Source organism: Fibrobacter sp. UWB13 (assembly GCF_900177805.1).
In the GTDB taxonomy this organism is placed as follows: Bacteria; Fibrobacterota; Fibrobacteria; order Fibrobacterales; family Fibrobacteraceae; genus Fibrobacter.
This window is the reverse complement of sequence record NZ_FXAX01000005.1, coordinates 14,127-37,161: the sequence shown is the minus strand read 5'-3', so window position 1 is coordinate 37,161 and position 23,035 is coordinate 14,127. Positions and strand designations below refer to the sequence as shown.

15 protein-coding genes are annotated in these 23,035 nt (G+C 50.6%); 4 read left to right on the top strand and 11 right to left on the bottom strand.

Annotated features, from left to right (window positions below):
* The 8 genes from B9Y77_RS14515 to B9Y77_RS14480 all read right to left on the bottom strand — a co-directional run bounded on the left by B9Y77_RS14515 (position 1) and on the right by B9Y77_RS14480 (position 13,253).
* Positions 1-528: a hypothetical protein gene (locus tag B9Y77_RS14515; RefSeq protein ID WP_073443074.1), complete on the bottom strand. Its 528-nt coding sequence runs from the start codon at positions 526-528 to the stop codon at positions 1-3.
* Positions 525-1,046 carry a hypoxanthine phosphoribosyltransferase gene (gene hpt, locus B9Y77_RS14510; protein WP_085492167.1) on the bottom strand — a complete coding sequence of 174 codons (522 nt, stop codon included), beginning with the start codon at positions 1,044-1,046 and terminating at the stop codon, positions 525-527. The genes B9Y77_RS14515 and hpt overlap by 4 nt, the downstream gene beginning before the upstream one ends.
* Positions 1,046-3,466: a DUF3536 domain-containing protein gene (locus B9Y77_RS14505; protein WP_085492166.1), complete on the bottom strand. Its 2,421-nt coding sequence runs from the start codon at positions 3,464-3,466 to the stop codon at positions 1,046-1,048. The genes hpt and B9Y77_RS14505 overlap by 1 nt, the downstream gene beginning before the upstream one ends.
* Positions 3,467-3,531: 65 nt before the next feature.
* Entirely contained in the window at positions 3,532-5,412 is a 1,881-nt protein-coding gene (locus B9Y77_RS14500) for a glycosyl hydrolase (RefSeq protein ID WP_085492165.1), read from the bottom strand.
* 139 nt (positions 5,413-5,551) lie between these two features.
* The gene (locus B9Y77_RS14495; protein WP_085492164.1) at positions 5,552-7,357 is read right to left on the bottom strand and encodes a glycosyl hydrolase; all 1,806 of its coding nucleotides are present in this window, start codon (positions 7,355-7,357) and stop codon (positions 5,552-5,554) included.
* A gap of 252 nt (positions 7,358-7,609) precedes the next feature.
* On the bottom strand, positions 7,610-9,496 hold the full coding sequence (locus B9Y77_RS14490; protein ID WP_085492163.1) for a T9SS type A sorting domain-containing protein: 1,887 nt from the start codon (positions 9,494-9,496) through the stop codon (positions 7,610-7,612).
* A 314-nt stretch (positions 9,497-9,810) separates the two neighbouring features.
* Entirely contained in the window at positions 9,811-12,132 is a 2,322-nt protein-coding gene (locus B9Y77_RS14485) for a glycosyl hydrolase (RefSeq protein WP_085492162.1), read from the bottom strand.
* Positions 12,133-12,254: 122 nt separating this feature from the next.
* Positions 12,255-13,253, bottom strand: a complete 999-nt coding sequence (locus B9Y77_RS14480) for an aldose 1-epimerase (RefSeq protein ID WP_073443050.1) — start codon at positions 13,251-13,253, stop codon at positions 12,255-12,257.
* A 176-nt stretch (positions 13,254-13,429) separates the two neighbouring features.
* Here B9Y77_RS14480 and mnmE point away from each other — a divergent pair, with 176 nt between their 5' ends.
* The 4 genes from mnmE (at position 13,430) to B9Y77_RS14460 (ending at position 19,568) form a co-directional block, all read left to right on the top strand.
* Positions 13,430-14,806: a tRNA uridine-5-carboxymethylaminomethyl(34) synthesis GTPase MnmE gene (gene mnmE, locus B9Y77_RS14475; protein ID WP_085492161.1), complete on the top strand. Its 1,377-nt coding sequence runs from the start codon at positions 13,430-13,432 to the stop codon at positions 14,804-14,806.
* Positions 14,796-15,650: a GRP family sugar transporter gene (locus B9Y77_RS14470; RefSeq protein ID WP_244536678.1), complete on the top strand. Its 855-nt coding sequence runs from the start codon at positions 14,796-14,798 to the stop codon at positions 15,648-15,650. Before mnmE ends, B9Y77_RS14470 begins: the two co-directional genes overlap by 11 nt.
* Before the next feature lie 137 nt (positions 15,651-15,787).
* A complete protein-coding gene (locus tag B9Y77_RS14465) occupies positions 15,788-17,986 on the top strand; it encodes a M6 family metalloprotease domain-containing protein (protein WP_244536677.1) in 2,199 nt (732 codons plus the stop codon).
* A 112-nt stretch (positions 17,987-18,098) separates the two neighbouring features.
* Positions 18,099-19,568: a M16 family metallopeptidase gene (locus tag B9Y77_RS14460; RefSeq protein ID WP_085492160.1), complete on the top strand. Its 1,470-nt coding sequence runs from the start codon at positions 18,099-18,101 to the stop codon at positions 19,566-19,568.
* A 91-nt stretch (positions 19,569-19,659) separates the two neighbouring features.
* Here the strand turns inward: B9Y77_RS14460 and B9Y77_RS14455 are convergent, their stop codons facing one another.
* The 3 genes from B9Y77_RS14455 to B9Y77_RS14445 form a co-directional block, all read right to left on the bottom strand.
* Positions 19,660-19,863 (bottom strand): hypothetical protein, encoded by a 204-nt coding sequence (locus B9Y77_RS14455; protein ID WP_085492159.1) that lies wholly within the window; start codon positions 19,861-19,863, stop codon positions 19,660-19,662.
* A gap of 140 nt (positions 19,864-20,003) precedes the next feature.
* Positions 20,004-20,915, bottom strand: a complete 912-nt coding sequence (locus B9Y77_RS14450) for a hypothetical protein (protein ID WP_085492158.1) — start codon at positions 20,913-20,915, stop codon at positions 20,004-20,006.
* Positions 20,916-20,934: 19 nt separating this feature from the next.
* Entirely contained in the window at positions 20,935-23,034 is a 2,100-nt protein-coding gene (locus B9Y77_RS14445; protein WP_085492157.1) for a pectinesterase family protein, read from the bottom strand.
* Position 23,035: the final 1 nt, after the last annotated feature.

The following is a 23,035-nucleotide window of genomic DNA, read 5'->3' as shown; positions in this document are numbered from 1 at the left end:
TTATTTTGCAGGCGTTTCGGATTCCATTTCGAGCGCTTGCGGAATCTTTTCGTCCTTGCAAAGGATTTCTTCGCGAATCTTAAATGTGAAGTCCTCCAGGTTGTTTTCAAACATCTTCTGGAAGGGCTTCTTTTTTTGTACGCGTTCCAAGGCGCAAGAGCAGTAATTGATGCGCTGGATTAGCTTCACGTCGTCTGTCGGCGTGTCGTGCGAGAAAACGCATTCGTGCATGATGGCGTATTCCATGGAACGGTCATAACGGAATTTGCACTTGTTCGGAAGGTCCGGCTGTGCTGCAATTTTTTCAATGATTTTTTCGGTCGGAATCTTGCTGCTAAACCAGTTGTTGGCCTGGTAGCCTAAGAAAAAGAACAGCAGGCATACGATGATGCGGATGGTGTTTCTTCTGCGGTAAGCCATTCTGTTGAAACTGCGTTCCAGAGCGGCAAACGTCATGGTCGCGTGTTTCTTGACTTCGTTCAAATCATCGTTATCGCTGTTGTTTACGTTATTGTTGTTTTCAATCATGCTTCTTCAAGTGCCCATACTTCTGGATAGGTGCGGTACGTATTTGCATAGTCGAGACCGTAACCTACCACAAATTTATCTTCAATTTCAAAACCAACGAAGTCGGCATGGTAATTCACCGTTCGTCTTGATTCCTTGTTCAACAGTACGCAAGTCGTGATGGAGGCGGGGGAGTAATCCGCGAGGGCTTTCACGAGGGAATACATCGTGTTGCCAGTGTCTAGAATGTCATCAATCAGCAAAACGCGTTTGCCCTTGATGTCGAGACCTTCAAGGCCCGAAATATGGACGTTTGCGTTTGGCTTGTCGGATTCGCCGTAGCTAGACGCCTTGATAAATGCGATGCGCAATTTCGGAGTCGCGATACGGCGAGACAAGTCGGCGGTAAACATGTAGCTGCCGGTAAGTGCAGATAAAATCACGTCGAAATCAAACGCCTTCAGTTCAGAGGCGAGTGAGTCCAGACGTGCATTTATCTCTTGCGCTGTAATGAGTGGGGCGCTCGGCAGCTTGTACATTAAACCACCTCAAAGTTTAACCATTGGAACATCGGCTTGAGGGCCGCAAACTTTCCGTCAGGTTCTGCCTTGTATTGCTTGTAGATGCCAAAGACGTGGTTTTCGAGAGAAGTCTTGTTGATGAAAATCTTCAGCCAATCGGCGACCGTGATGAGGTCGGTGATGTAGTTGAGGGTTTCTTCGTTGAACTTCTTGGAAACTTCATCGATGAGGAGCGTGAGCTTATGGAAGAACATGTGGCCAAGCCCGCCAAAGCTAAAGTGCGTGTTGAGCGCTGTTGCTTCGGTGATGAGCTCGTGAATTTCTTCGATGTTCGCCTTGTTGTGCTCGTTTAGCAACTGCAATGCGGCATGGTGAATTCGGGCGTTGATTTCCACAGTGAGGATCTTTCTCATTGTGTCCGGCAAGGTGTGGTCCGGGTCGGCAAGGCTGTCGATGGAAATGCCATGGTTCAGCGCAAAGCCGGAGAACGACTTTGTGATGTTCTCGAGGTGCATCTGCGTCGAAAGCTGGTTGATGCGCTTCAGAGAATCGCTCGCGAGATTGCTCATGCGGACAACGTATGCTGTCGGATAGAGCTCGTGGAGCTGTTCTGTCGTCATGTTCGTATTTTCAACAAACGTGAGACCGCTTTCCTTTTCTTCGCCCATGGCGACAACAATGTTTACGCGGCTGAGCTGGTCCGTGACGACTAAGTTCGTGGTCACGCAAGATTCGCCGAGATCGTTGTCCTCGTAAGATGTGCGCACGAGCGTCTGGCGACGGCGGGACGCAATCTTTGTAGCCGTGATGCGGGAATCCTTGTTGAGGTAGTCTTCTTCAAGTTCGAGGTGGTAAATCGCAGCGCGTTCTGCCATCTGCTTGATGACGGACGGGACGTTTTCTTCGGCGTACTTCGTGAAGACTTCGGCGCCGTTCCACTTGTGTTCGTTACTTGTGGCGCGGGCGAGGATGTACAGAATTTCGCTCTTGAGGTTGTCGCCCATCGGGAGGAACGGCTTTAAAAGCTGCATCGCGCGGAGAGCGTAACGCATGTTCTGCACCGGTTCCAGACCTTCGATATCGTTGAAGAACCATCCGCAGCTCGTGAAGCTGAACAGGCAGAACTTCTGGATTTCGAGGAGTCGGATGGCCTTGGCGCGGTCTTCCGGTTTTTCGTAATCCTTGAGTGTGTCCTTGAGGTACTGTTCCTTGCGGGATTCGTCTTCAGGGGCGACAATGACTTGGATGTAGTTGTTGCGTGCTTCCCACGGATCAATCTTCGAAATCTTTTCGAATTCGCGAACGAAAATGTTGTCGGCAACTTCCTTGAGATGGTTAAAGGCATCGCGGAGCGGGCCTCTCCATTTCTGGTTCCAGTCGGCGCCACCGCCGGTGGAGCAGCCGCAGTCTCTGTACCAGCGGCCTACGCCGTGAGCGCAGCTCCAGGCACAGCCTTCACCGTAGAAGTTCTTGAGTTCGACTTCGTGCTTGGGCGGGAACTTTTCGAGGAACCAACCGTAGTTCACCGGAACCATGTTGTTCTGCGGGGCGAACTTGTTGTAGAGCCATGCGGCGCACATGTCGCCAAACGGTTCGTGGTGGCCGTAAGATTCGCCGTCAGTGCCGATGCTTACGAGCTGCGGATCGCTGCGGTTTGCGTCCCAGGCGCTTTCAATGCGGTGGCCGAATGTTCCTGCATCGCGGAGCAAATGTTCAAAGCCGACGGCGCTCGAAAGCCACGGGTTGTAGAAGAACACGTCGAGGTAACCGTCACAGACGAGGTTGCCTTCCTTGTCGCGCGGGTAAATGCGGTACGGGCGCGTGGTATCGATATTCGTGTTGCTGCAATCGGTCCACTTCTTGTCGCCAAACTTGCGGAACTTGTCAGCCTGCGTGGGCGAAAGAATTGTGTACTTGATGCCTGCCTTGATGAGCTCGACAACAGTTTCAAAGTTGATGGCTGTTTCGGCAAGCCACATGGCTTCGGGCATGCGACCGAAATGGAACTTGAAATCTTCAATGCCCCAGCGGATTTGTGTACGCTTGTCTTGCGTGCTTGCAAGAGGCATGATGATGTGGTTGTAAACTTGAGCAATCGCGTTGCCGTGACCGTTCATGCGTTCCTGGCTGCGTTTGTCGGCGTCCTGAATGCGCTTGTAGGTGTCGGGCGTGTTGGTTCGGATCCAGCCCATGAGAGTCGGGCCGATGTTGAAGCTCATAAAATCGTAATTGTTTACGATATCGACAATTTTGCCTTTAGAATTTAAAATACGGCTTGCGGAGTTCGGGCTATAGCACTCACTGGCAATTCGTTCGTTCCAGTCGTGGAACGGGCGCGCACTCGGCTGGTTCTCGATAACACCAGTCCAAGGGTTTTCGCGAGGGGGCTGATAAAAATGTCCGTGAATGGTAAAGTAAAGGGGGTTCTTTTCGGTCATGGTTTAAAAATAGAAAAAAGGTTCAAAAGTGAACCTTTTTTTTAAAATACATGTTGCGACGCGCACTATTTTAAGCGTAAAACCTGCATGGTATTGTGATGTCCGACACTAGCCTTGACAATGTAGTTGCCGGCGGCGAGCGATTGGATGCTTAAGCTATGCGTTCCTGCCGAAATTTGACCTTGCAAAAGTGTAGCAACTCGGTGTCCGGTCAGGTCAAAAACAGTGACGGTGGCGTTGCCGTTTTGATTCGTGGATAGCGAAAGCGACTTGCCGTTTATAGTAACATTTATTTTATTTGTTATAATGCGTTTTGCTATGGGATTGCGGACAGAAATTTTGTCCCAACCTGGCATGTCATCAAGAGCGATGATGCGGTTGTCATCGAGATTCTTCTTCCACATTTCTGTGGTCGTCTTTTCCAAGAAGTTTCCGCTCCAGGTCTGGCTCCAGGTCATCCAGTAGCTCCAATAGGCCCTGTCTTCGGCAATGCTGTCGATGTCGGGAATGGCGCCGTTTTCGCTCAAGGCAATCATCTTGCTTGTGCCCACGTCGCTCACAATCTTGTTGTAGTAATTGGCTGCAGAGTTGTGGTCGTTCAGCGGGTCATAAATGTCGACTGCGACAATGTCTACGTATGCATCACCCGGGTACCATGCCGCATTCAGGGCGCTGTAATCGTAGCCGAATTTCGGGTCGGTATTGATGTTCCATACCCAGATGAGGTTCGTGAGTTTGTTTGTGTTCACCATACGGTCGAATACGAGTCGGTAAAGCTGCACGTAACATTCGGGGCTTGCGGTACCCCACCAGAACCAGCCACCGCTGGCCTCGTGCAGGGGGCGCCACACGACGGCGATTCCCTTTTCCTGCAGTTGCTTGAAGTAGCCCGAAACGATATCCACGTCGGCGACGATGTCCTTGTATTCCTGCGAGGTCTCGTCGATGTCCTGGCACTTGTCGCCCTTGAAGGCCTTGGTGTAGTTGAAGCAGGTGTTGGTTTCACTTGTTCCCATGACGTCTTCGGTGCAGCCGGGGTTGTTAAAGCCTGCGGGAGTGCCCTGCGTGTAGAACACGGTGTCTTCCCCGACCTTCCAGTGCCAGGTATAAGTCGGAATGCCGCCCATTTCCCACAGCTGCTCGGTCATCACCAGGTTGTTTTCGGTGTAGCCCTTGAACCAGCCTTCTTCGTGGTGACCGCCTGCCGCAAACAGCATGTCGAAGCCGCCAATGGCGGGGTAGTGCCCGCTACGCTTGTAGAATTCGGCGATGTCGGTCTGGCCCTTCCACGAGACTTCCTCGTCGCTGAACTTGCAGGAATCCGCGGGCGTGCAGCCGCCAGGCGGAATGAGCCGCATGTTGCCGTAATCGTAGTTGAAATTCTGGTCGCTGATCATCATGCCGCTAACGGTCTTCTTGCCGAAATTTTCGCGGAGGAAGGTGTAGACCTTGCGGGCCGATTCCGTCGCGTTCGGAGTTACCGGCAATTCGCTAATCTTGAATACCGCGTCGGGGTGGCGTTCGACGGTAATGTAGTCCACGCCAATCGCTTGGTTTCCGACGGTAATCTTGTTTTCGCCGGCCTTCATTTTGGCGGATGCCGAAACCACGTAGCTCGAATCGCAGTTGCGCGGGGTAGTCAGCATGGAGCCTACATCTACGCCGTTGACCGCGATTTTAGAGGTGGTCCAGTCGTATTGCTTGATCAGAACCTTGGTGGTAATGTCGTAGACGGCGGTTTCTTCGACCTTGACGGTGAATGTGATGCCGCTAGGGTCTGCTGTCTTTGCGTATTTTCCGCCCGAATAATCAGCATCTTCGACAACAGTTGCGCCAGCCAAATCTTCGGCTTCGTAAGTTGTCGGTGCGGCTAAAGCTGATGTTGCCGCGATAGCTGTGGCAAAAGCCATTGCGGAGCAAGCGCCCGCGATTGTTTTACATCCCATATCTACACTCCAATATTTTTTGTATTGTCATCCCTACGTCATCCTCGAAGCCTGTCATCCTCGAAGCGAAGCGTAGGGGATCCATTGTTTCTTGTATTTACACTGTCATTCCCGCGGAGGCGGGAATCACCATTCTCAATTACTTTACCAGAATCCTTCCGTTCTGCGCGAAACCTTTGCCTTGCACTTTCACGAGGTACTGCCCAACCGCAATTCCATTCAAGTTGATGCTAGCATTTGCACCATTGATAGTGCGGCTCATTACCTGATTGCCCTGCATGTCGAAAATTGCAACTCTTGCGTTGGCGTTTGCAGCAACGCTCGGAATGCTCACTTGCAAATTCTTGCCGATAACAGACAAACTTGCGGCAATGTTCTGCGAATGTAACGAATTCTTGATTCCTGTTGGCGGTGGCGTGACGATTTCGTACTTGTCCCATCCCGGCATATCTTCGAGCGTCAAGGTATATTCGTTGTTCATCACGATTTTCCAGCTTTCGGCATTGTTATCGTTTGCCCAGCCTTCCATTGCGTAGTCGCCATACCACGGCATAAACCAGCTCCAGTTGGCGCCATCGGCCTTCATCTCGTCAGGGTAGGGCACAGAACCGTTTTCGCTGAGCGCGACAATCTTTTTGCCGCCGAAAATTTCCTTGACCGTCTCAAAGCTGCCGATGAGGCTGGAGTGGTTGGATTCGCGCGGGTAGTAATAGTAGTCGCGACCGACAACATCCACGTATTCGTCGCCCGGATACCAGTCGAGTGCATCGTTTGCTTCGTCGGTGGTCCACACCCAAATCAAGTTGTGCAATCCTTTCTGATTCACGAAAATATCGAACATGAGCTTGTACAAAGCAACGCACGGCTTGGCGCCATCGGTGCCCCACCAGAACCACTTGCCGCTAGCTTCGTGGAGCGGGCGCCAAAGAACGGCAACGCCTTCTTTTTGCAAAGTCAAAAGCGAGTCGGCAATCATTTCCATATCGCGGACAATGGCCTTGTATTCGTCGCTGCTCGTTTTCCACTTGCCGGTGGATTCGTCGTAAGCCTTGTTGATGCTGAATTCGGTGTAGGGGTCGTTTCCGCTCGATTGCGTGTAGAACGCTTCGACTTCGTGCATCGGGTCTTTCCAATGCCAGTTGAATTGCGGAATGCCACCTGCTTTCCAGACCGTCTTTGCCATTTCGAGCGAAGCGTGCGTGTACCCCTGATACCACTGTTGGTCGGAATTCTTGCCCGAGGCATGTAAAAAGTCAAAGCCTACGAGAACCACGTTCTTGCCGCTAGCCTTATTGATGTAGCTGAGCTCGGTTTGCGTTTCGTAGGTTTGCGGAGTGTACTGACCGTTGTTTTCGAACGGGCGTTCCGTCATGACACCGCTAATCACGTGCTTGCCGAAATTGTTGAGCAAGAAGTTGTAGAGCTTCTGTGCGCTTTCGGTTGGCTCTGGCGTGACAGGATTCGGTGAAATGCTCCACGGGCTGGCTTCGTATTCTGTGAGTTCGATGTAATCGAGATTGACGTAACCCCAGCTGTGGACGATGCCTATTTTGTTTTCGCCTGCGGTGAGTTTGATTTTGCCCGCACCTTTGATGGTCGTGAATTCGTCAGAAATTCCAAAAGAAATCTGCCCTGCAGAAACTCCATTGACGGTCAAGTTCTGGATTTTGTTGGTCGATGTTGAGGGGATTAGGTATGTGGCCCAAAGTGTGTAATAGCCCGTTGCGGGGACTGTCACTTTGAACTCCAAATTGCCGTCTTTCATATCGACGGATTTTCCGCCCGAAGCTTTGGCATCTGTAATCACGACGACTTTGTGGTCATCGGCGAGGACGGCGTCTTCAGCTTCTAAACGGATGGGGGTGGCGGCAAAAGCGGTGCCTGCGAGTGCTGCGACAGTTGCCGTAGCGATAAAATTTGTGTAGTTAAAGTGTTTCATAAACATCCATATCTCCACCCCTAAATCTATATTCTTGCGCCCAAAATTCAAAGGATTTTCGTCACTGCTTTCGTCCAAAAAACAGCATTGTCATGCCCCACGTCATCCTGAGCAACGCAATTCGTCATCCTGAGCGAAGCGAAGGATCCAGTTACATTTAAAGAAAAAGTCCCACTTTTCGCGGAACTCTTTTGCTTTGTCATCCCCGGCGCTTGTCCTCGCTTGACGGGGATGACCGGGAATCTTCTTTTTAACTTTTTACTTCAAAACCACCGGCTGTGTCGTGGTGATTCCAGTACCCTTCATGCGGATGATGTACTGGCCCTTCGGCATATCAGCGAGGCTGAACACGTAATTGCCTGCGCCAAGCACTCCGTTAAAGAGCGTGGCAACGATTCTTCCGTTCATGCCGAACACGTCGACGCTGACCTGCCCCTTAGCCTTTGTGTTGAGCATAATCTTGTCGCCGTTGATGGAGAACTTGGATGTGGCGGCGAGCTTGCTCTTGGAAATCGAAGTCTTGCCGTAAACGTAGTTTTCATCGAAGACGATCTTGATTTCCGGAATCATTTCTTCGGTGTTTTCGTAACCGCGCTTGAAGGCGTCGTACTTGTCGGTGTTGAAGTCAAAGAGTGTCGTGGCGCCAGCCTTGATGTCATCGTAAATCACCGTGCCGGTGTAGCCTGCGGCGTAGTTCGCAAACGTGATGCTGAGCGTCTTGTTGCGGTCGGCAAAGCTAGAAATGTCGATAGAGCATGTAACTTTTTCGCCTGCCGGAACCTTGCAGCTGCCGTCCGTTTCTGTCCAGGTCCAGGAATCCGTGAGCTTGAAAATCAAGTAGATGTCTGCGTCGGTCTTGCCGTTGTTCTTGGCGGTCCACGTGAACGTGGTAGCCTTGGACAAGTCCCAACCGCCCTTGTTCTGGTATTCTACCTGGCCATTGTCGGCACCGTAGGTCACAGCCATCATGCCGTTTCCGCCATTGCCACCTTCAATGTTCACATCCTTAATCTTGATGCTTGCTTCTTCCGTTGCGGCGAGCTTCTTCATGGCATCGAGCGCAGGTTCAATCGTGTAGCTGTAACCGCCAAAGTTTGCTTCGGTCTTGTCGCCGATATACTGCCAAGCGAGAGCGCCTGCGTAACCGCCGTCAAAAGCCTTGCTGTAGCATTCTTCCGTTGTAATTTCTGTCTTTGCGGCGAAATTGGATCTGTAAGTATCGCCAGCCCAACCGCTTGCCGGGAATTCACCGATGATCATCGGCTTGCTGTCGTAGCTATACTTGGTAGCCATCTGGGCTGCTGTATTCACGAACGGGCTTACGGAATTGTCTTGCCAGTACGGGTAATAGTGCGTCTGGAAAAAGTCGAGCGTACCGTTGGCTTCGCCACCCGCTTCGATGAGGGCTGCGTCATTCCAATGCTTCTGATACTTGATGTTCACGCTACCGGTCGAAACGAGAAGATCCGGGTTTGTCGTGTGGATGGCTGCTGCAACCTTGTTCGTAAACTTCTGGATTTTGGCAAGTGCCATCTTCTTTGTAGTCCAGCCGCTGCATTCGCTAGTCATGCCCTCGGGTTCGTTAAAGACTTCCCAAGTCATGAGCGCTTTGTGGTTGCCAATGGCTTTCACGACCGGAATAAGAACGTTGTCTATAAATGCTTTGGTGCCAGCATCTTCGAAAAGCAATTCGTTAGCGGTAATGTCGAGCTTTTCGTTGTAAATGCCCCACTGGTTCGGTTCCATCAAGTTGTGGCTGAAAAGGCACATCGAGACCATTACGCCGTATTCTTCGGCAATGTCCAATGCCTTCTTCATGTTCGCGATGGTGTTTTCCTTTGGACCTGTAACCAAGTGCGTAGATTCGTCAATCGTAGGGCTCTGGCTCATGTTGTTGAAAAGCCACCAGCGGATTGCGTTACCGCCTGCGGCTCGCGTGCCTTCCACAGCCTTGCGCCATGCGTTTTCGTCGAGTGGGCTTGAACCCACGTCGGAGTTGTAGTCGCTCCAGGCGAGGTTTGTACCCGAGAAGAAAATCTTCTTGCCGTTGTATTGCAAATCGGTTCCGCTTACCGTGAGCCCCGGGGCTGCAAATGCGGCCGTTCCGAGGAGCGATGTTACGAGCAAAGTCTTGAAGTTGATCATTGGGTATCCCTTGATATGTTTTTGCTGAAACTAAATAAAAAAGTTAAAATAAGCTATTTTAGAATCGCGGGGGTGTTGACAAAACTGTCAAAAATGTCCACACTCCAGACATCCAAACAACTGTATTGAAAAATAGATTTGTAAAAAATGAAGTCAAGACGCACTGTGATAAAGTGCAATATTTTCACGGAAATGTAAGATAAATAAACGATTTATTCGGGCCGTTCGGGGCAAAAAGTGACGGAATGCACATTACAAGAAAAGGCGACCGCTTGTGCGGCCGCCTTTAGGTATTTGGCTTTTTGTGTTATAGTCTACTTGATGAGAACCTTCTGGGTGGCAGAGATTCCGGCGCCCTTGACGCGGATGATGTACTGACCCTTGTTGAGGTTCTGGAGGCTGAACGTGTGGCTGCCTGCGCTGAGGTTTCCGCGGTGGAGTGTAGCGATGCGCTTGCCGATCATGTTGAACACGTCGATGCTTGCGAAACCGGAAACGTTTGCGGTGAGCGAGAGGTTGCCGTTCTTGACGCTCATGCCAGCCTTCTTTGCGGCGGCAATCGGCTTAAGTGCGGAAGGAGTTACCGGCGTGCCGTCCTTGTTAAAGAGCTCGATACTTGCGATGTGACCCTTGCTCTGGTCTGCGGCGGTAAAGAGTTCAGTCTTCTTGTTGAATCCGTTGATGATGATTCCGTTATCCGTGACCATGTTGTCAAAGAGGACAGTGCCTTCGAATCCGTTTGCACCTGCCAAGATAAAGGTGACGGAGAAGAGGTTGTCGAGATCCATCGGGTGTTCAACGCCTGCGTTGTCGGTATAAGTCTCGATAGCGAATTCGCAAGTGGCCTTGGCGCCGTCATTGAGCCAGCAGCCGTCAGACGGAGACTGTTCCCAGGTCCATGCCTTATCGGCGGAACCATCGCGGACAAATGCCATGCCGATCCAGATGCCGTTCATTTCGCCACCGGAACCCTTGTTTTCGATTGTGACGGCGATGCTCTTTGCACCGGTCAGTTTCGGAACCTTCTTGAATTCGATGTTTGCACCGCTGTCGTTGATAGCCTTGTAGGTCACGCCCATGACGAGGTCAACATTTTCCGGATTGGCCTTGGCCGTGTCTGCTCCGAACTTGGCATTCTGTGTAGAAGTCGGGCAAACGTTTGTTGCTGCGGCAGCTTCGCTATAGTTGTCCCAGCCCGGCATTTTGTCGAGGGTGATGATGCGTTCGTCGGCGAGGTTCTTCTGCCATACGCTTGCGGCGGTCTGGCTCACGTAGCCGCCGTTCCAGCTCGGGGATTCGTACCACGGCATCCACCAGCTCCAAGTAGCACCGTCTTCGTACATCTTGTCAACGTCAGGAATCGGGCCGTTTTCGCTGAGGGAGATAATCTTGTTGGTGCCAGCCTTGTTCGTGAGGTCAATGAATGCGGAGCTGTTGCTCTGGTGGTCGTTGGCTGCATTGTAAATGTCGACGCTCAACACGTCATAGTAGGTTTCGCCCGGAGTCCAGGACATCGTAGCGGCGTCCTTCGGATTGAAGTCCCAAATGAGGTTGTTGACGCCATTCGTGAAGACCATGCGTTCGTAGAGCAACTGGTAGAGGGCTGCGAACTGCTTGCCTGTGTGGGTGCTCCACCAGAACCAGTTACCACCGGATTCATGGAGCGGACGGAAGATGGCGGCAACGCCTTCTTTCTGGAGGTCAAGGAAAATCTTAGAAACGAGATCGATGTCAGCGACGAGAGCCTTGTAAGCGGTCGAAACGGTATCCCAGTTGGTCGTGCCGGTCACGAAAGCTTCGGTGAAGTCGAATTCGGTGTAATTGTCGTTTGCGCCTTTCACATAGAAGTTCTCTTCGTCACCTGGACGCCAGTGCCATGTGAATGCCGGAATGCCGCCCTTCTTCCAAGTGCTCTTGGCGATATCGATGGCCTTTTCGGTGTATTCCTGGAACCAGCTGTTGTTTTTGCTTGCGCCGGTGGCGTTCATCAGGTCGACTCCGACGAGTGCCGGGTACTTGCCGCCGGCCTTGAATACAGCCTGAACGTCTTCGTGCTGGGTAGCGTCGCCCTTGGTGTAGGCGTCCATGTTACCGGTCATCACGCCGGAAATGGTCTTTTTGCCAAAGTTGTTGACGAGGAAGTTGTAAAGCTTGATGGCAGACGGGGTGGCGGTCTTTGTCACCGGGGCGTTGCAGAGGTTGAACGCTTTAGCTTCGTAACCCTTGACTTCGATGTAGTCGAGGTCAATCCAGCCCCAGCTATTGGTGATGGCGATAGTGTTCTCACCGGCAGCGAGGTTCATGACCGTTTCGATATCGGCGAATTTGCCTTTTTCGGTCACATCGAACGTCACGGCAGAGGAGGCTCCGCCGACTTCAACGTTGTTAATCTTGGATCCACCGTAATTGTTCATGTAGTGGAGAACGATGGTGTATTTGCCTGCTTTTTCGACCGTCACCTTGGAAAAAGTGATGTCGCCGCCGTTCATCTTGACATATTTACCGCCGGAAGCGGCTGTATTAGAGGCTACGGCTGCGTCTTTGGTGATGGTTGCGTCTTCGGCTTCATACGGGGCCGCGAAGGCGGTGCAGGCGACTGAAAGGCCACATGCGAGGAAAACTTTCTTAAAATCCATGTTCTCTCCTTAAGATACGTGTTCTCAAAATATATTGAAAAAAGCAAAAATGCAATAGCATTTTTGCTTGAAAGGAAAAAATATGTTTACGGGCGTTTTTAGGTGCCTTTTTAGCCCGTTTTTTAGCGTTTTTGGAACTTTGCTCCGAAAACAAATGTGCGGATTTCGCCCGGCTTGATGACGATTAAATCACGGTGATGGTTTAAAGTATCGGGTTCCGCGGTCATCGGCTCGATGGCGATGCTCATACGATCAGGCGGAGTGTAAATCTGGATGGCGTTATATTGTTCTTTGCCGGCCTTTTGCCAAATTTGGAGGGATTTGGTATCGCTTTTGAGTTCTACGGTGGCTAAGATGTTCTCAAAATTTTTCTTGTTTTTGAGAACGTAGGGGGCTTCGCCCTGGTTTAAGCAGAAACAATCGTTGATGAACTCGTCGTTGATGAGTCTGCCGCCCACGAAACGGGTATCCGGCTTGAATTCGCCCGTCGGGATGTCTGCCTTGTCGAGAATCGCGAGGTTCGATTCAGGGAGTGTCATCTGGAGTCCGTTGATTTTTTCACCGAGCGTGTAATAGGGGTGCCAACCTTCGGAATAGGGGAGGTCGCCCTTGCCGATGTTCGTGACGGTCGATTCGACGGTGTAGCTTTCGCCTGTGAACGTAACCTTGTTGACCGCGCGGAAGGGGAACGGGAAACCTGTAAATGCACCTGGCCAGTCGATACCGAATGTTGCGATGCACTTTTCACTATCGCTTTCGAAGCTCAGGAGGTTCCATTCTTTGTTCTGCAAAAAGCCGTGGAGGGCGTGCGGAGCCCAGCTCACGTTGTTGACGAGCTGGTAATCGTTGCCGTTCCAGTTGAATTTGGCGTAGGCTACGCGTCCCGGGAACGGGGCGAGTCTGCAACCCGCGTTTGTGTCGGGACCCATTTTGAAAATGTCGTCGCCTTCGCGGTAACCGAAAAGGAGGTCCTGGAGCTTGCCGTTATTGTCGGGAATGCGCCAAGCGTTGAGGCCTGCGCCGTAGCCGCTCAAAATTTCAAATTCAGCGCCGTCGTCACGCTGCAAAACAAAGCACTGCACAGTGCCCAAAGGACGGGAAATAAGTTTGAAGTTGCTCATATCGTAGTTGCTAGTTAATAGTTATTAGTTGTTAGAGAATTTAGTAATTAGATGAGAGACCGCTCGCAGGCTCGCTACAGACGAGAGACGAAAGAATGTGGGTGAGGGAGCGATTATTATCTAACGACCAAAGACTAATGACCAATGACTAACTGCTAATTACTATCTTTTTCTTCATGGATTCTCAGACGATTGTTGCTCCGATGACGCCTGCGGGCGTGAGTGCCGTTGCCGCTATCCGCGTGAGTGGCTCGAAGGTGCGCGAAGTGGTGCGCCTTCTGTTCGGTGAATCGGTAATAAAGAATTTGAAGCCTCGCGAAGCAAAGCTTGCGACGGCTCGCGACTATCGTACAATGGTCGGCGATGACCGCGCGACAGCACTCGTTATCGATAGCCTCCTCTACATTTTTTTTGAAGGTCCGAATTCCTATACCGGCGAAGACGTGCTGGAACTTTACCCGCACGGAAACCCGATTATCGTCCGTGAACTGATTCAGGTTATCAAGAGCGTCGATGGCGTGCGCTTGGCAGAACCGGGCGAATACACGCGTCGTGCTTTCTTGAACGGTCGCATGGACTTGGTGCAGGCGGAATCCGTTGCCGATGTGATCCACAGTGCTAACCGTGACGAACTCAAGAACGCCCATCGCTTGCTCGGCGGTGCGCTCTCGAAAAAAGTCAAGACGCTCACGGAACAGGTCATGGATATCTCGGCTCGCCTCGAATTGGATGTTGATTTCTCCGAAGAAGAAGCCGACCCGGATTATGCGACCTGGGGCGTGAAAATTTCTGCGATTCGCGAAAGCGTAGAATCCATTTTGAAAAGTTTTAAGGGCAAGGCGGCGGTCAGCCGTTTGCCGCTTGCTGTTTTGTACGGTGCTCCGAATGCGGGCAAGTCGAGCCTCGTGAATGCGCTCCTCGGTGAAGACCGAATCCTCGTGAGTAACATCCCTGGCACGACCCGTGACTTTGTTGAAGTCCGCTTGTTCCTGGACGGGGGTGAAATCCGCCTGGTCGATACCGCTGGTATCGCGGACAAGGCGACCGATGCTCTCGATGCGCTTAGCATGGAAAAGAGCAAGGAAATCCTCGCCGAAGCCGACATGAAGATTCTGGTCCTCGATGGATCAGATGAGCGCGGCGCATCTTGTTATTCAGAGAATATAAAACCGGATTTTGTCGTCATTTCAAAAAGCGATATTGCAACTTGTCATCCTGAGCGAAGCGAAGGATCCAGTGAAAGTTCCCTCCGCATTTCCTCCAAGACGGGTGAGGGGCTCGTTGATCTCAAGCGCGCCATGAACGCCACCCTTTTCAAAAAAACAGAAAATTCCGAAGACCTCTGGATTACGAGCGAGCGCGAAAAGACTTGCCTCGAAGAAGCTCTTGCGGGTATCGACCGTGCGCTGAACCTTATCCGCACGAATCCGGCGGTGGAACTTTTGGCTTTCGAAATGCAACTGGTGCGCCGTTCGCTCCAGAGTATAACGGGCGAAATCTCGTCCGAAGACGTTTTACAACAAATATTTGCGGGGTTCTGCATTGGGAAATAGTTACGTTGGTCTCGTCCTTGCCGTCTTTGCGTTCGGCACTTACATGGTCCCTCTCAAGGCTTGGTCCAAGTTCTCGTCGTGGGCTTACCTCTCCTGCATGGCGTTGGGCATGTTCCTCGGACAGCTTTGCATTTCTTTTGCAACGGACTCGTTCCGCTTTTTGCCGGTGGGTATCCTTTGCGGGTTCCTTTGGGTTTGCGCTGGCGCATTTTGCTTCTGGGCGGTCAAGGCGGAACAGGACTTGACGGGTGCCGGTGTGCGCTCGATGGGCGTAAGCATCCTTGCCTCGTTTGTGACGGGTGTGCTCATTTTCTCGGAATCGACCTTGCTTTATTTCTCGATCCCGGCAATCCTTCTTTTGCTTTTTGGTCTCAGTAAGCTTGCTCCTCCTCAGGGAAATGTCTTTAGAAATTGGCGCTCGCTTTTGGGCGGTCTCATCTTTGGGCTGTTCCTTATCCCGTACAAGTTTGCCGAAGTCCCCATACTCGAATTCATGGGCTCGTTTGCCTTGGGCATTTTTGTATCCGCTGAACTTTTGGTTGCAATTTTGAGTATAAAGCGCCGTGCTCTTTTTGAATATGGCCTTGCTCCGTCTGTGACGTCCATGCTTATGGGTGTCCTCTGGGTTATTGGGCAACATGGCTGCTTCTGGGCAATCGATTCGAATGGCGCTTTGGGCTATGCCGTTGGTTACCCGCTCACGCAATTGAACTTGCTGGTGAACTTGCTTTGGGGAGTGGTGGTTTTTCACGAATACCCGACAAAACCGGAGCGAATTAAGCTTGCCATTGCAGTTTCTGTCATTCTTTGTGGTGGTGCCTTGCTTGCATTGTCGAAAATGTAGGGTACTGTAACTTTTTGTCGCGGTTATTGCGGCCTGTTGGCGTTCTGTCAACGGAAAACATGTAAAAAACACATTGCTTTTTTGCACATCCCCGATTCTGAATATATGTTTATAGTATGAGTTGGTGGAAGTGCATATTGATTGGGTCTTTAGTCGGCTCCGCATCCGTGTGGGCCGTTAAAGCTGCACCGTTTTTAATCAATTCAACGCAGCCCGATGGCTCTGTTGTGCAGATTAGAAAGGTTGGAAACGAGCATTTTAACTATACGCTGACAGGCGAAGATAGTGTGCTCGTTGTCCGTGATTCCGCTGGTTATTGGAATTATGCCGACGAACATGGCCAAAAGACGGGCATGAGGGTTCATGCAAAGTCCAAACGTGGTGCAAAAGAGAAAAACTTCCTCAAAAAACGCGATTCTCGCCAAATTTTGGAAAAATTCCGCGAAAAGCGGTTGAAACAGCTCCAAGAACAGCAGGCGGACTCTTCTTTGGGGCCCATGATGCTTCAGTCTTCTACAGATGATCCGCAAAAGGCTAATGAATGGGGCGGCTGGGGTTGGGGTGGTTGGACTCAGCCCGAAGACCCTGTGCAAAATACCAACTGGCCAAAGCAGCCTACTTTGAATACCGTTCAAAAGGAAGGTGATGTTCGCGGGCTTGTCATTCTGGTGCAGTTTAGCGATGTCAAGTTCAATCGCAGTAATGCCCAGGAAGAATACCTGAATTTTCTTAATCAGGAAGGCTATTCCAACTACAACATGAGCGGAAGCGTCAGGGATTTCTTCATTGGAAATTCAAACGGCAAGTATAGGCCGACTTTTGATGTTGCTGGACCGATTACGCTGAAGGGAACTCGCGATTCTTATGGTGCTCTAGTTGATTCTAGGAATATGGCTACGGGTGCTGTCAAGGCTGTTAGCGAGGCGATGGATTCGCTTGTCGCTAGGAATGTTGATTTTACCCCTTATGATAGCGATGGCGACCGTGTTGTTGACTTTGTCTATATGATTTATGCCGGTGTCGGCTCGGCCGATACGGATGTCCAGTCGGCAATCTGGCCGCACTCGTATAACGTTTCAAAACGACTTACGCGTAATATGTCCATGAATCGCTATGCTTGTTCTCCGGAAATCGACGGACAGGCTTATATGTACCGTAAAAGTACAGATGCGCTGAATGGTATTGGAACTTTTTGCCATGAGTTTAGCCATGTGCTTGGCCTTATGGATCATTATGATGTGAACGTTAATAATTCAAAGACTCGAGCTCGCTACACTCCAGGGCCGTGGGATTTGATGGATGCCGGTTCGTACAACTGTCCGCAGAACAGATTCTATACAACGTCTTGTTCTCCTGCAAATATGTCTGCGTTTGAAAAATTTAGCTTGGGCTGGCTTGTGCCGCGTCGGCTAGAAGTATCGGACACGACTGTTGTCTTGAAGGCTGTTCAGGAAAATGATGGACTTGTGCTGACATCCGACAATGACAATGAATATTACTTTGTTGAATTCCGTCAGAATACTGGTTTTGATAAAGGTCTGCCGAATAAGGGTATGCTCGTTTGGCATATAAATTATGACCGGTATTCTTGGATGTATAATGAAATCAATGTGTCTGACCCGATGCACGTTGATCTGATTGAAGCCGATGGCAGAGCCGATGCCTACACGGTAGCGGCAGATGCTTTCCCGACGAGCCGAGTCAATAGCTTTAACGGATTTAAAACATGGGCAGGCGATAGCCTTGGACTTGAAATCTATGATATCAAAATTGTAGATGACCATGCGGAATTTAAGACTCGTGGAAACCGAGTCTCGCCGGTGTCTTCGTCAAGTTCTGCAAAGTCCTCGTCCAGCTCCGCTAAGTCTTCATCGAGTTCGTTGAAAACCTCATCGAGTTCTGCGAAATCGTCGTCCAGCTCAGCTAAGTCTTCTTCGAGTGTTGAAGTATCATCGTCTAGCGTGCGTTCTGCAGTGAAGGAGTCTAGTAGCTCTGCGAATCGCTCTAGTTCTTCTGTAGTGGCAAGCTCGTCCAGCAGAATGGAAGTTTCTGAATGGAGCTCGTCTTCTGAAGGTTCCGTGAATGCTCATAAGATGCGCGTTGCGTCTGTCGTTAGATTCTCGGTGTCGGAAAACGTTTTAATGGTAAATGCGAAGATGGCTGGGTTTAAGACCGTCAATCTCTTTGATGCCAACGGAACGCTCCTTATGACAAAGTCATTTACCGGTGAAACTTGTGAAATTCACATGGATGCGTTGCGAGGAAAGGCATTTATCATTGCTACGCTCGAATCTGAAGGACGATTGATAAAATCATATAAAGTTCGAATGAAATAGAAACTGGGGCGAAAGCCCCTTATTTGCAATATGTCATCTCCGCTATGGCAAAATGTCATCCCCGCCTCGAGCGGGGATCTCCTTTTTATAGAAAATATCTAAATTGTTCAACATGAGAAAACTTTTCGCTAAAATTGCTATGAGCTGCGCTTTGGTGCCTGCGCTGTTGGCTGGAACGTCCGAGGCTGCAGTAAATTTGCCAGTGCACAAGGAAGTCCTTGATAACGGACTGACCGTTCTTTTGTACCCGAACAAGCAAGCTCCGACAGTGAGTTTCCGTTTGTTTTACGTGACGGGTTCCGTCCATGAAGTCCCCGGCAAATCGGGGCTTGCTCACATCTTGGAACACGAACTTTTCAAGGGCACAAAGAAGGTCGGCATCTCCGATAGCATTGCTGATGTCAAGTTCATGGCAACGCAGGATTCCTTGCAGGCTCTGATCCGCTCGGCAAGACTTGCTGACGATACCGCTCGTGTGAAAAAGCTGACGGCTGAACACGATTCCGTGCTGAACGAACACCGCAAGATTTTTATCAAGGATGAACTGTGGGGCGCCTACCAGGCTGCTGGCGGAACAGGTCTCAACGCCTTTACGAGTGATTTGGTCACTGCGTATACTGTAACGCTCCCCAAGAATAAAACAGAACTCTTTATGTGGCTTGAATCTGACCGCATGCAGAATGCCGTGTTGCGTGAGTTCTATTCGGAACGCTCTGTCGTTCGTGAAGAACGCCGCATGCGTTATGATGACCGCCCGACGGGTCGCTATTACGAAACGCTCAATTCCATGATTTACGAGGCGTTCCCGTACCGCGTGCCGACCATTGGCTGGCCGAGTGATATCGAAAACTTGACCCGCGAGCAAGCTGAAGAGCACTATCGCAAGTATTACAAACCACGCAATGCAATCCTCGTGATGGCTGGCGATTTGGACACGCTTGAAACGATGAAACTTGTCAAGAAGTATTTCGCACCGATCCCGGCTGGCGAAGCATTCCCTCCGCTTACCGTGCGCGACCCTGAACAGGCTGGCGAAAAGCGATTGACCGTCAAGCGCAAGGATGCTCCGAACCTTTACACGCTCGTCTTCAAGACTCCTGCCGTGGGCGATAGCACGCTCTATGCGCTCGACATTGCCGAAGGTGTTTTGAACGGACGTTCTGGCCGCCTTTACAAGCGCCTCGTCGAAGAAGAAAAACTCGCTGTCGGCGTGAGTGCGAGCAACAGCCCGAATAAGTACATCTCCGAATTTTCCGTCCGCGTAAACCTCCGTCCCGATGCCAACCGCGAAAAGGTCGAAAAAATTGTCTGGGAAGAACTTGAAAAATTGAAGTCTCAGCAAGTCAGCGAACGCGAATTCCAGAAAGTCAAGAACCGCGCATACGCAGGACTAGTCCGCAGCTTGACCGACATGGAAAATGTTGCGACCATGCTTGGCTGGTACGAAGTCTATGGCGATTACCGCATCTTCCTTAACTGGGCTGATAACTTGGACAAGGTAAATGTCGCTGACGTGCAGAATGTCGCGAAAAAAACATTTGTCCGTGAAAAGTCCATCGCCGGCTTCCTCGTGAAAGAATAAAACGAGACGTGAAGGGAAACCATTATAAAACGAGCGACGCTAATGCGTCGCTTTTTTGATGTTGTCACCCCGGATTTATTCCGGGGTCGCCTTACAAGGATTCGATTTCTTCTTTGGTGAGATTGAACGTATCTGCAATGACGTCTATTGGAACGCCCATATTTTTTTGCAACTTTGCTGTTGTTTTTCTGTCGTCCTTTCGAACTTTCTCGTCATGCTTTTTGAACGCATCTGAATCGTGCTGTTCAATGTAGTCCAGCACAACTTCGTTATCCCATCTAGCGTTCTTCATCATAAGATACTCCCTGAGCTTGTCTCCTTTTAAACTAGATAATGGTAAAACAGTAGTCAAGAGCTTGAACTTTTGAGTTTAGAATACAAAAAAGTGCAGCAAAACTGCTGCACTCTATATGATTCTGAATTGCGGTTGATCCCTTACACCCCTTCGATGGCTTCGATCTGCTTGCCGAGTTCGCTTGCTTGTTGAGAATCTTCGTTGTAGATGGCGTTGATTCGCTTGCAGCTGAGCTCGAGCAGGTTGCGGGCTTCGATGGAGTCGCTTTGCTTGCGGAGTTCGCGCAGAGCTCTGTCGATTCTCTCGATGTCCTTTTGGTCGGGGTAACCCTTCATGAAGGCGTAGAAAAGCTGAATTTGTGAGTCGTATTCGCTGTCGGATTCGCAGGCGAGCAAGAACGGGATGACGCGTACGTTGAGGAGCTTCGAGAGGTCGCCCATGAACGTGTTGAGCGTGAGACCCTTCGGGAAGAGTTCTTCCGTGTCTTTTTGGATGTCTTCGGTGTTCACGAAATCGCCCTCTTCGAACTGCAAGAGCATTTCGTTGAGCATGTCCATTTCGTTGCGTTTAGCTTGTTCGCGATACTTTGCCTGGTAGTAAATCGGGAGCGTCGTTAGGCAATAGTGCGCCTGGTTTGCACCGATAAATTCACCAATGTAGTAGATGTCGGCGTCTTCCTTGAGAATGTCTTCTTCGTTGTTGAAGTTCCCGATGCGGGCTGGAATGGGAATCACTTCCATGTTCGAAAGTTCATGGAGGCGTTCGCGCATGGCGTCAACGTCCAAATTTTCGGGGAGTTCCACGCCGTTTTCTTCCATCGTCTTGAGAAAGTTGTTGAACTTTGCATCGACGGCGCGGTTGACTTCTCTTCTGCTTGGCTTGTGTTCGAACTGACGAAAATCGCCTTCTAACGTCAAAAGCCCGTTTTTGATCATGTCGTCAAACGGCGTTTCGTTGGGTTCGGCGTCGGGGGAGGGCAAAATGCGCGCATAGGCAATCATTCTGCCGCACAGTTGTTCGTCATTTCCTTTTTTCTGTTCGATTCCAAGCATGATTTAAAATTAACAAAATCTAGCGGACTTGGACCATTTTTTGTTTGCTGTAACCTTGCGCAGAGGTCTTTACGACGTAGATTCCGGGGGTAAGCCCGGTCAAATTGGTGTTCCCTTTCGCATAGCGTACGAGTTTTCCGTTCGTATCGTAGATGCGTGATTCGGTGACTGCTGTGTTTATGCGGTTGATTTTCGCGATGGCGACGCTTCCTTTATCGACGTCTTTTTCGGTCAGCTTGATTTGGTCGAGGTTCGGGCCGTCATTGCCGTCAACGATGGAGAACGTGATGTAGCTTGCGCCTTTGGGGAGCGTTATGGTAGATTCTTTTGTCTGGTATGTGGTCCACTTGTCGGTGGCTTCGAACGAAATGACTTCGGCGCCTTTGCATCCGTCAACGCCTGCGGTGCATGTGCCGGGGGCGGCGAAGGCGAGGCTGCGTGCTTTGCCGCTGCCATTTGCATATGTCATTTCCATCGTGTATTCGCCGGGGTATTCTACGTAGACAGGGACTTGAACGGTTGATTTCCCTGTGCCAAAGTTGATATAGCCTGTGCCTGCAAAGCCTGCGTTTGTGCTTTCGTTGATGGCGTTATCGATGATGCCGTCTTCTGCTTGGAAGGTGGTTGTGCCCTTGGCTTCGAAGATCGCGCCGAGTTCGATGTCCTTGGTCATCGTGGTTTTCCAAGTGCTTTCGCTGCCGGCGTCGCTCGCGCTTTTGCCTGTCCAACCTGCGAATTTCCAACCGCTAGCGGGTTCTGCGATGAACGAGACTGCTGTGCCTTCGGCGATTTTTTCGCGATTCGGGGAGGCGATAACGGAGCCGCCAATAGAAGAGTTGATTGTTAAGTTGTAGTAGGTGACATTTGCTTCGAGGACGGTGATTTCGTTGGAGCTTGCACCGAGACCGCCCATGGAATTTGCAGCACGTACCGTAACTTTGGAGCCTGCAGCAATGCCTCCGACATCAATTGAATTTGTGGTGGTATTGCTGTGGTATTTGCCGTTCACGAATACTGCCCAACAAATAGCATTGTCGTCATCGTTCCAGATGATGTTTGCGCCTTCCTGAGAAATCTTAGGAGCGGAGACTTGCGCTGTGAGTTTGTTCGGTTCCCAGTTATCGCTACCGCCCAAGACGTTTTTCAATGTATATTTCGCGGCATCGTTTGCATTCCACACGGTCTTGAGTGTTGTTGCTGTCGATGCGTCTTTGCCTCCGTTAAAATACGTTTTGCGTTGGCTTGTGTTGATAGCGCCACCGCTTCCGTTTTTGCTGTTGTATTCACCGAAAACAACGGGGGCGGAATTCATGTCGGGGCCCCAGCCTTCGGCTTTGGGCTCTGCGCGCATGATGGTGTTCAACCAGACGACTTTTGCGCGGCCCCAGGAACGTCCGAGATAGAATGTCTTGTTGAAACTGGAATTGCTGACTTCGATGATGGCGTTGCTGAAAACGTAACCCCAGGTATCTGGATTTTGCGATGCTGTGATGTAGCCACCGTTTCGTGTCATCACGAGTTTGGTGCCTTCGAAGAATACATCGCCGCCACCACAGATAAAGTCTACAGTACCGTCAATTTCGCCACCTTCCCAGTAGGTGCGCCCTTTCTTGGTGTAGTAGGTGTCTTGACCGCTCAAGAGGCGTACGTTTTTGTAGATGAACTTGTCGCCTGCGTTTTGTTGCAATGCCACTTGGCGGGCGGCATTTGATGAGCTGAAGGAACTTCTGTTTTGCAGGGTTATGTCCTGCATATACATATTTTTGTTGCTGGGGAAGTACAGCGTTGCTGTGGTGCTGATGCCTTCGGTATCGGTTGTATTCCAGATAATCGTCTTGTCGACGGACTCGCCGATAATGGATATGTTCGAGCCGCTGAATGTCGATTTACCGTGTTCGTCACCGGTAACCTTGGTGATGTTATATTCACCATTCGGCACAAAGAGAATGAATCGCTTGGATTCGGTGGCGCCCGAAGAAGACGCCTTGGCAATAGCAGCCTTGAAATCTCCATCGACGCCCAAGACAAAGTCAAATCCGTGCTTCGTAATTGCGGAAGCGCTCACCGCTATTGCAAGCGGCATACAAACTGCAAACCTGTAAACCCAACTATTCAACATA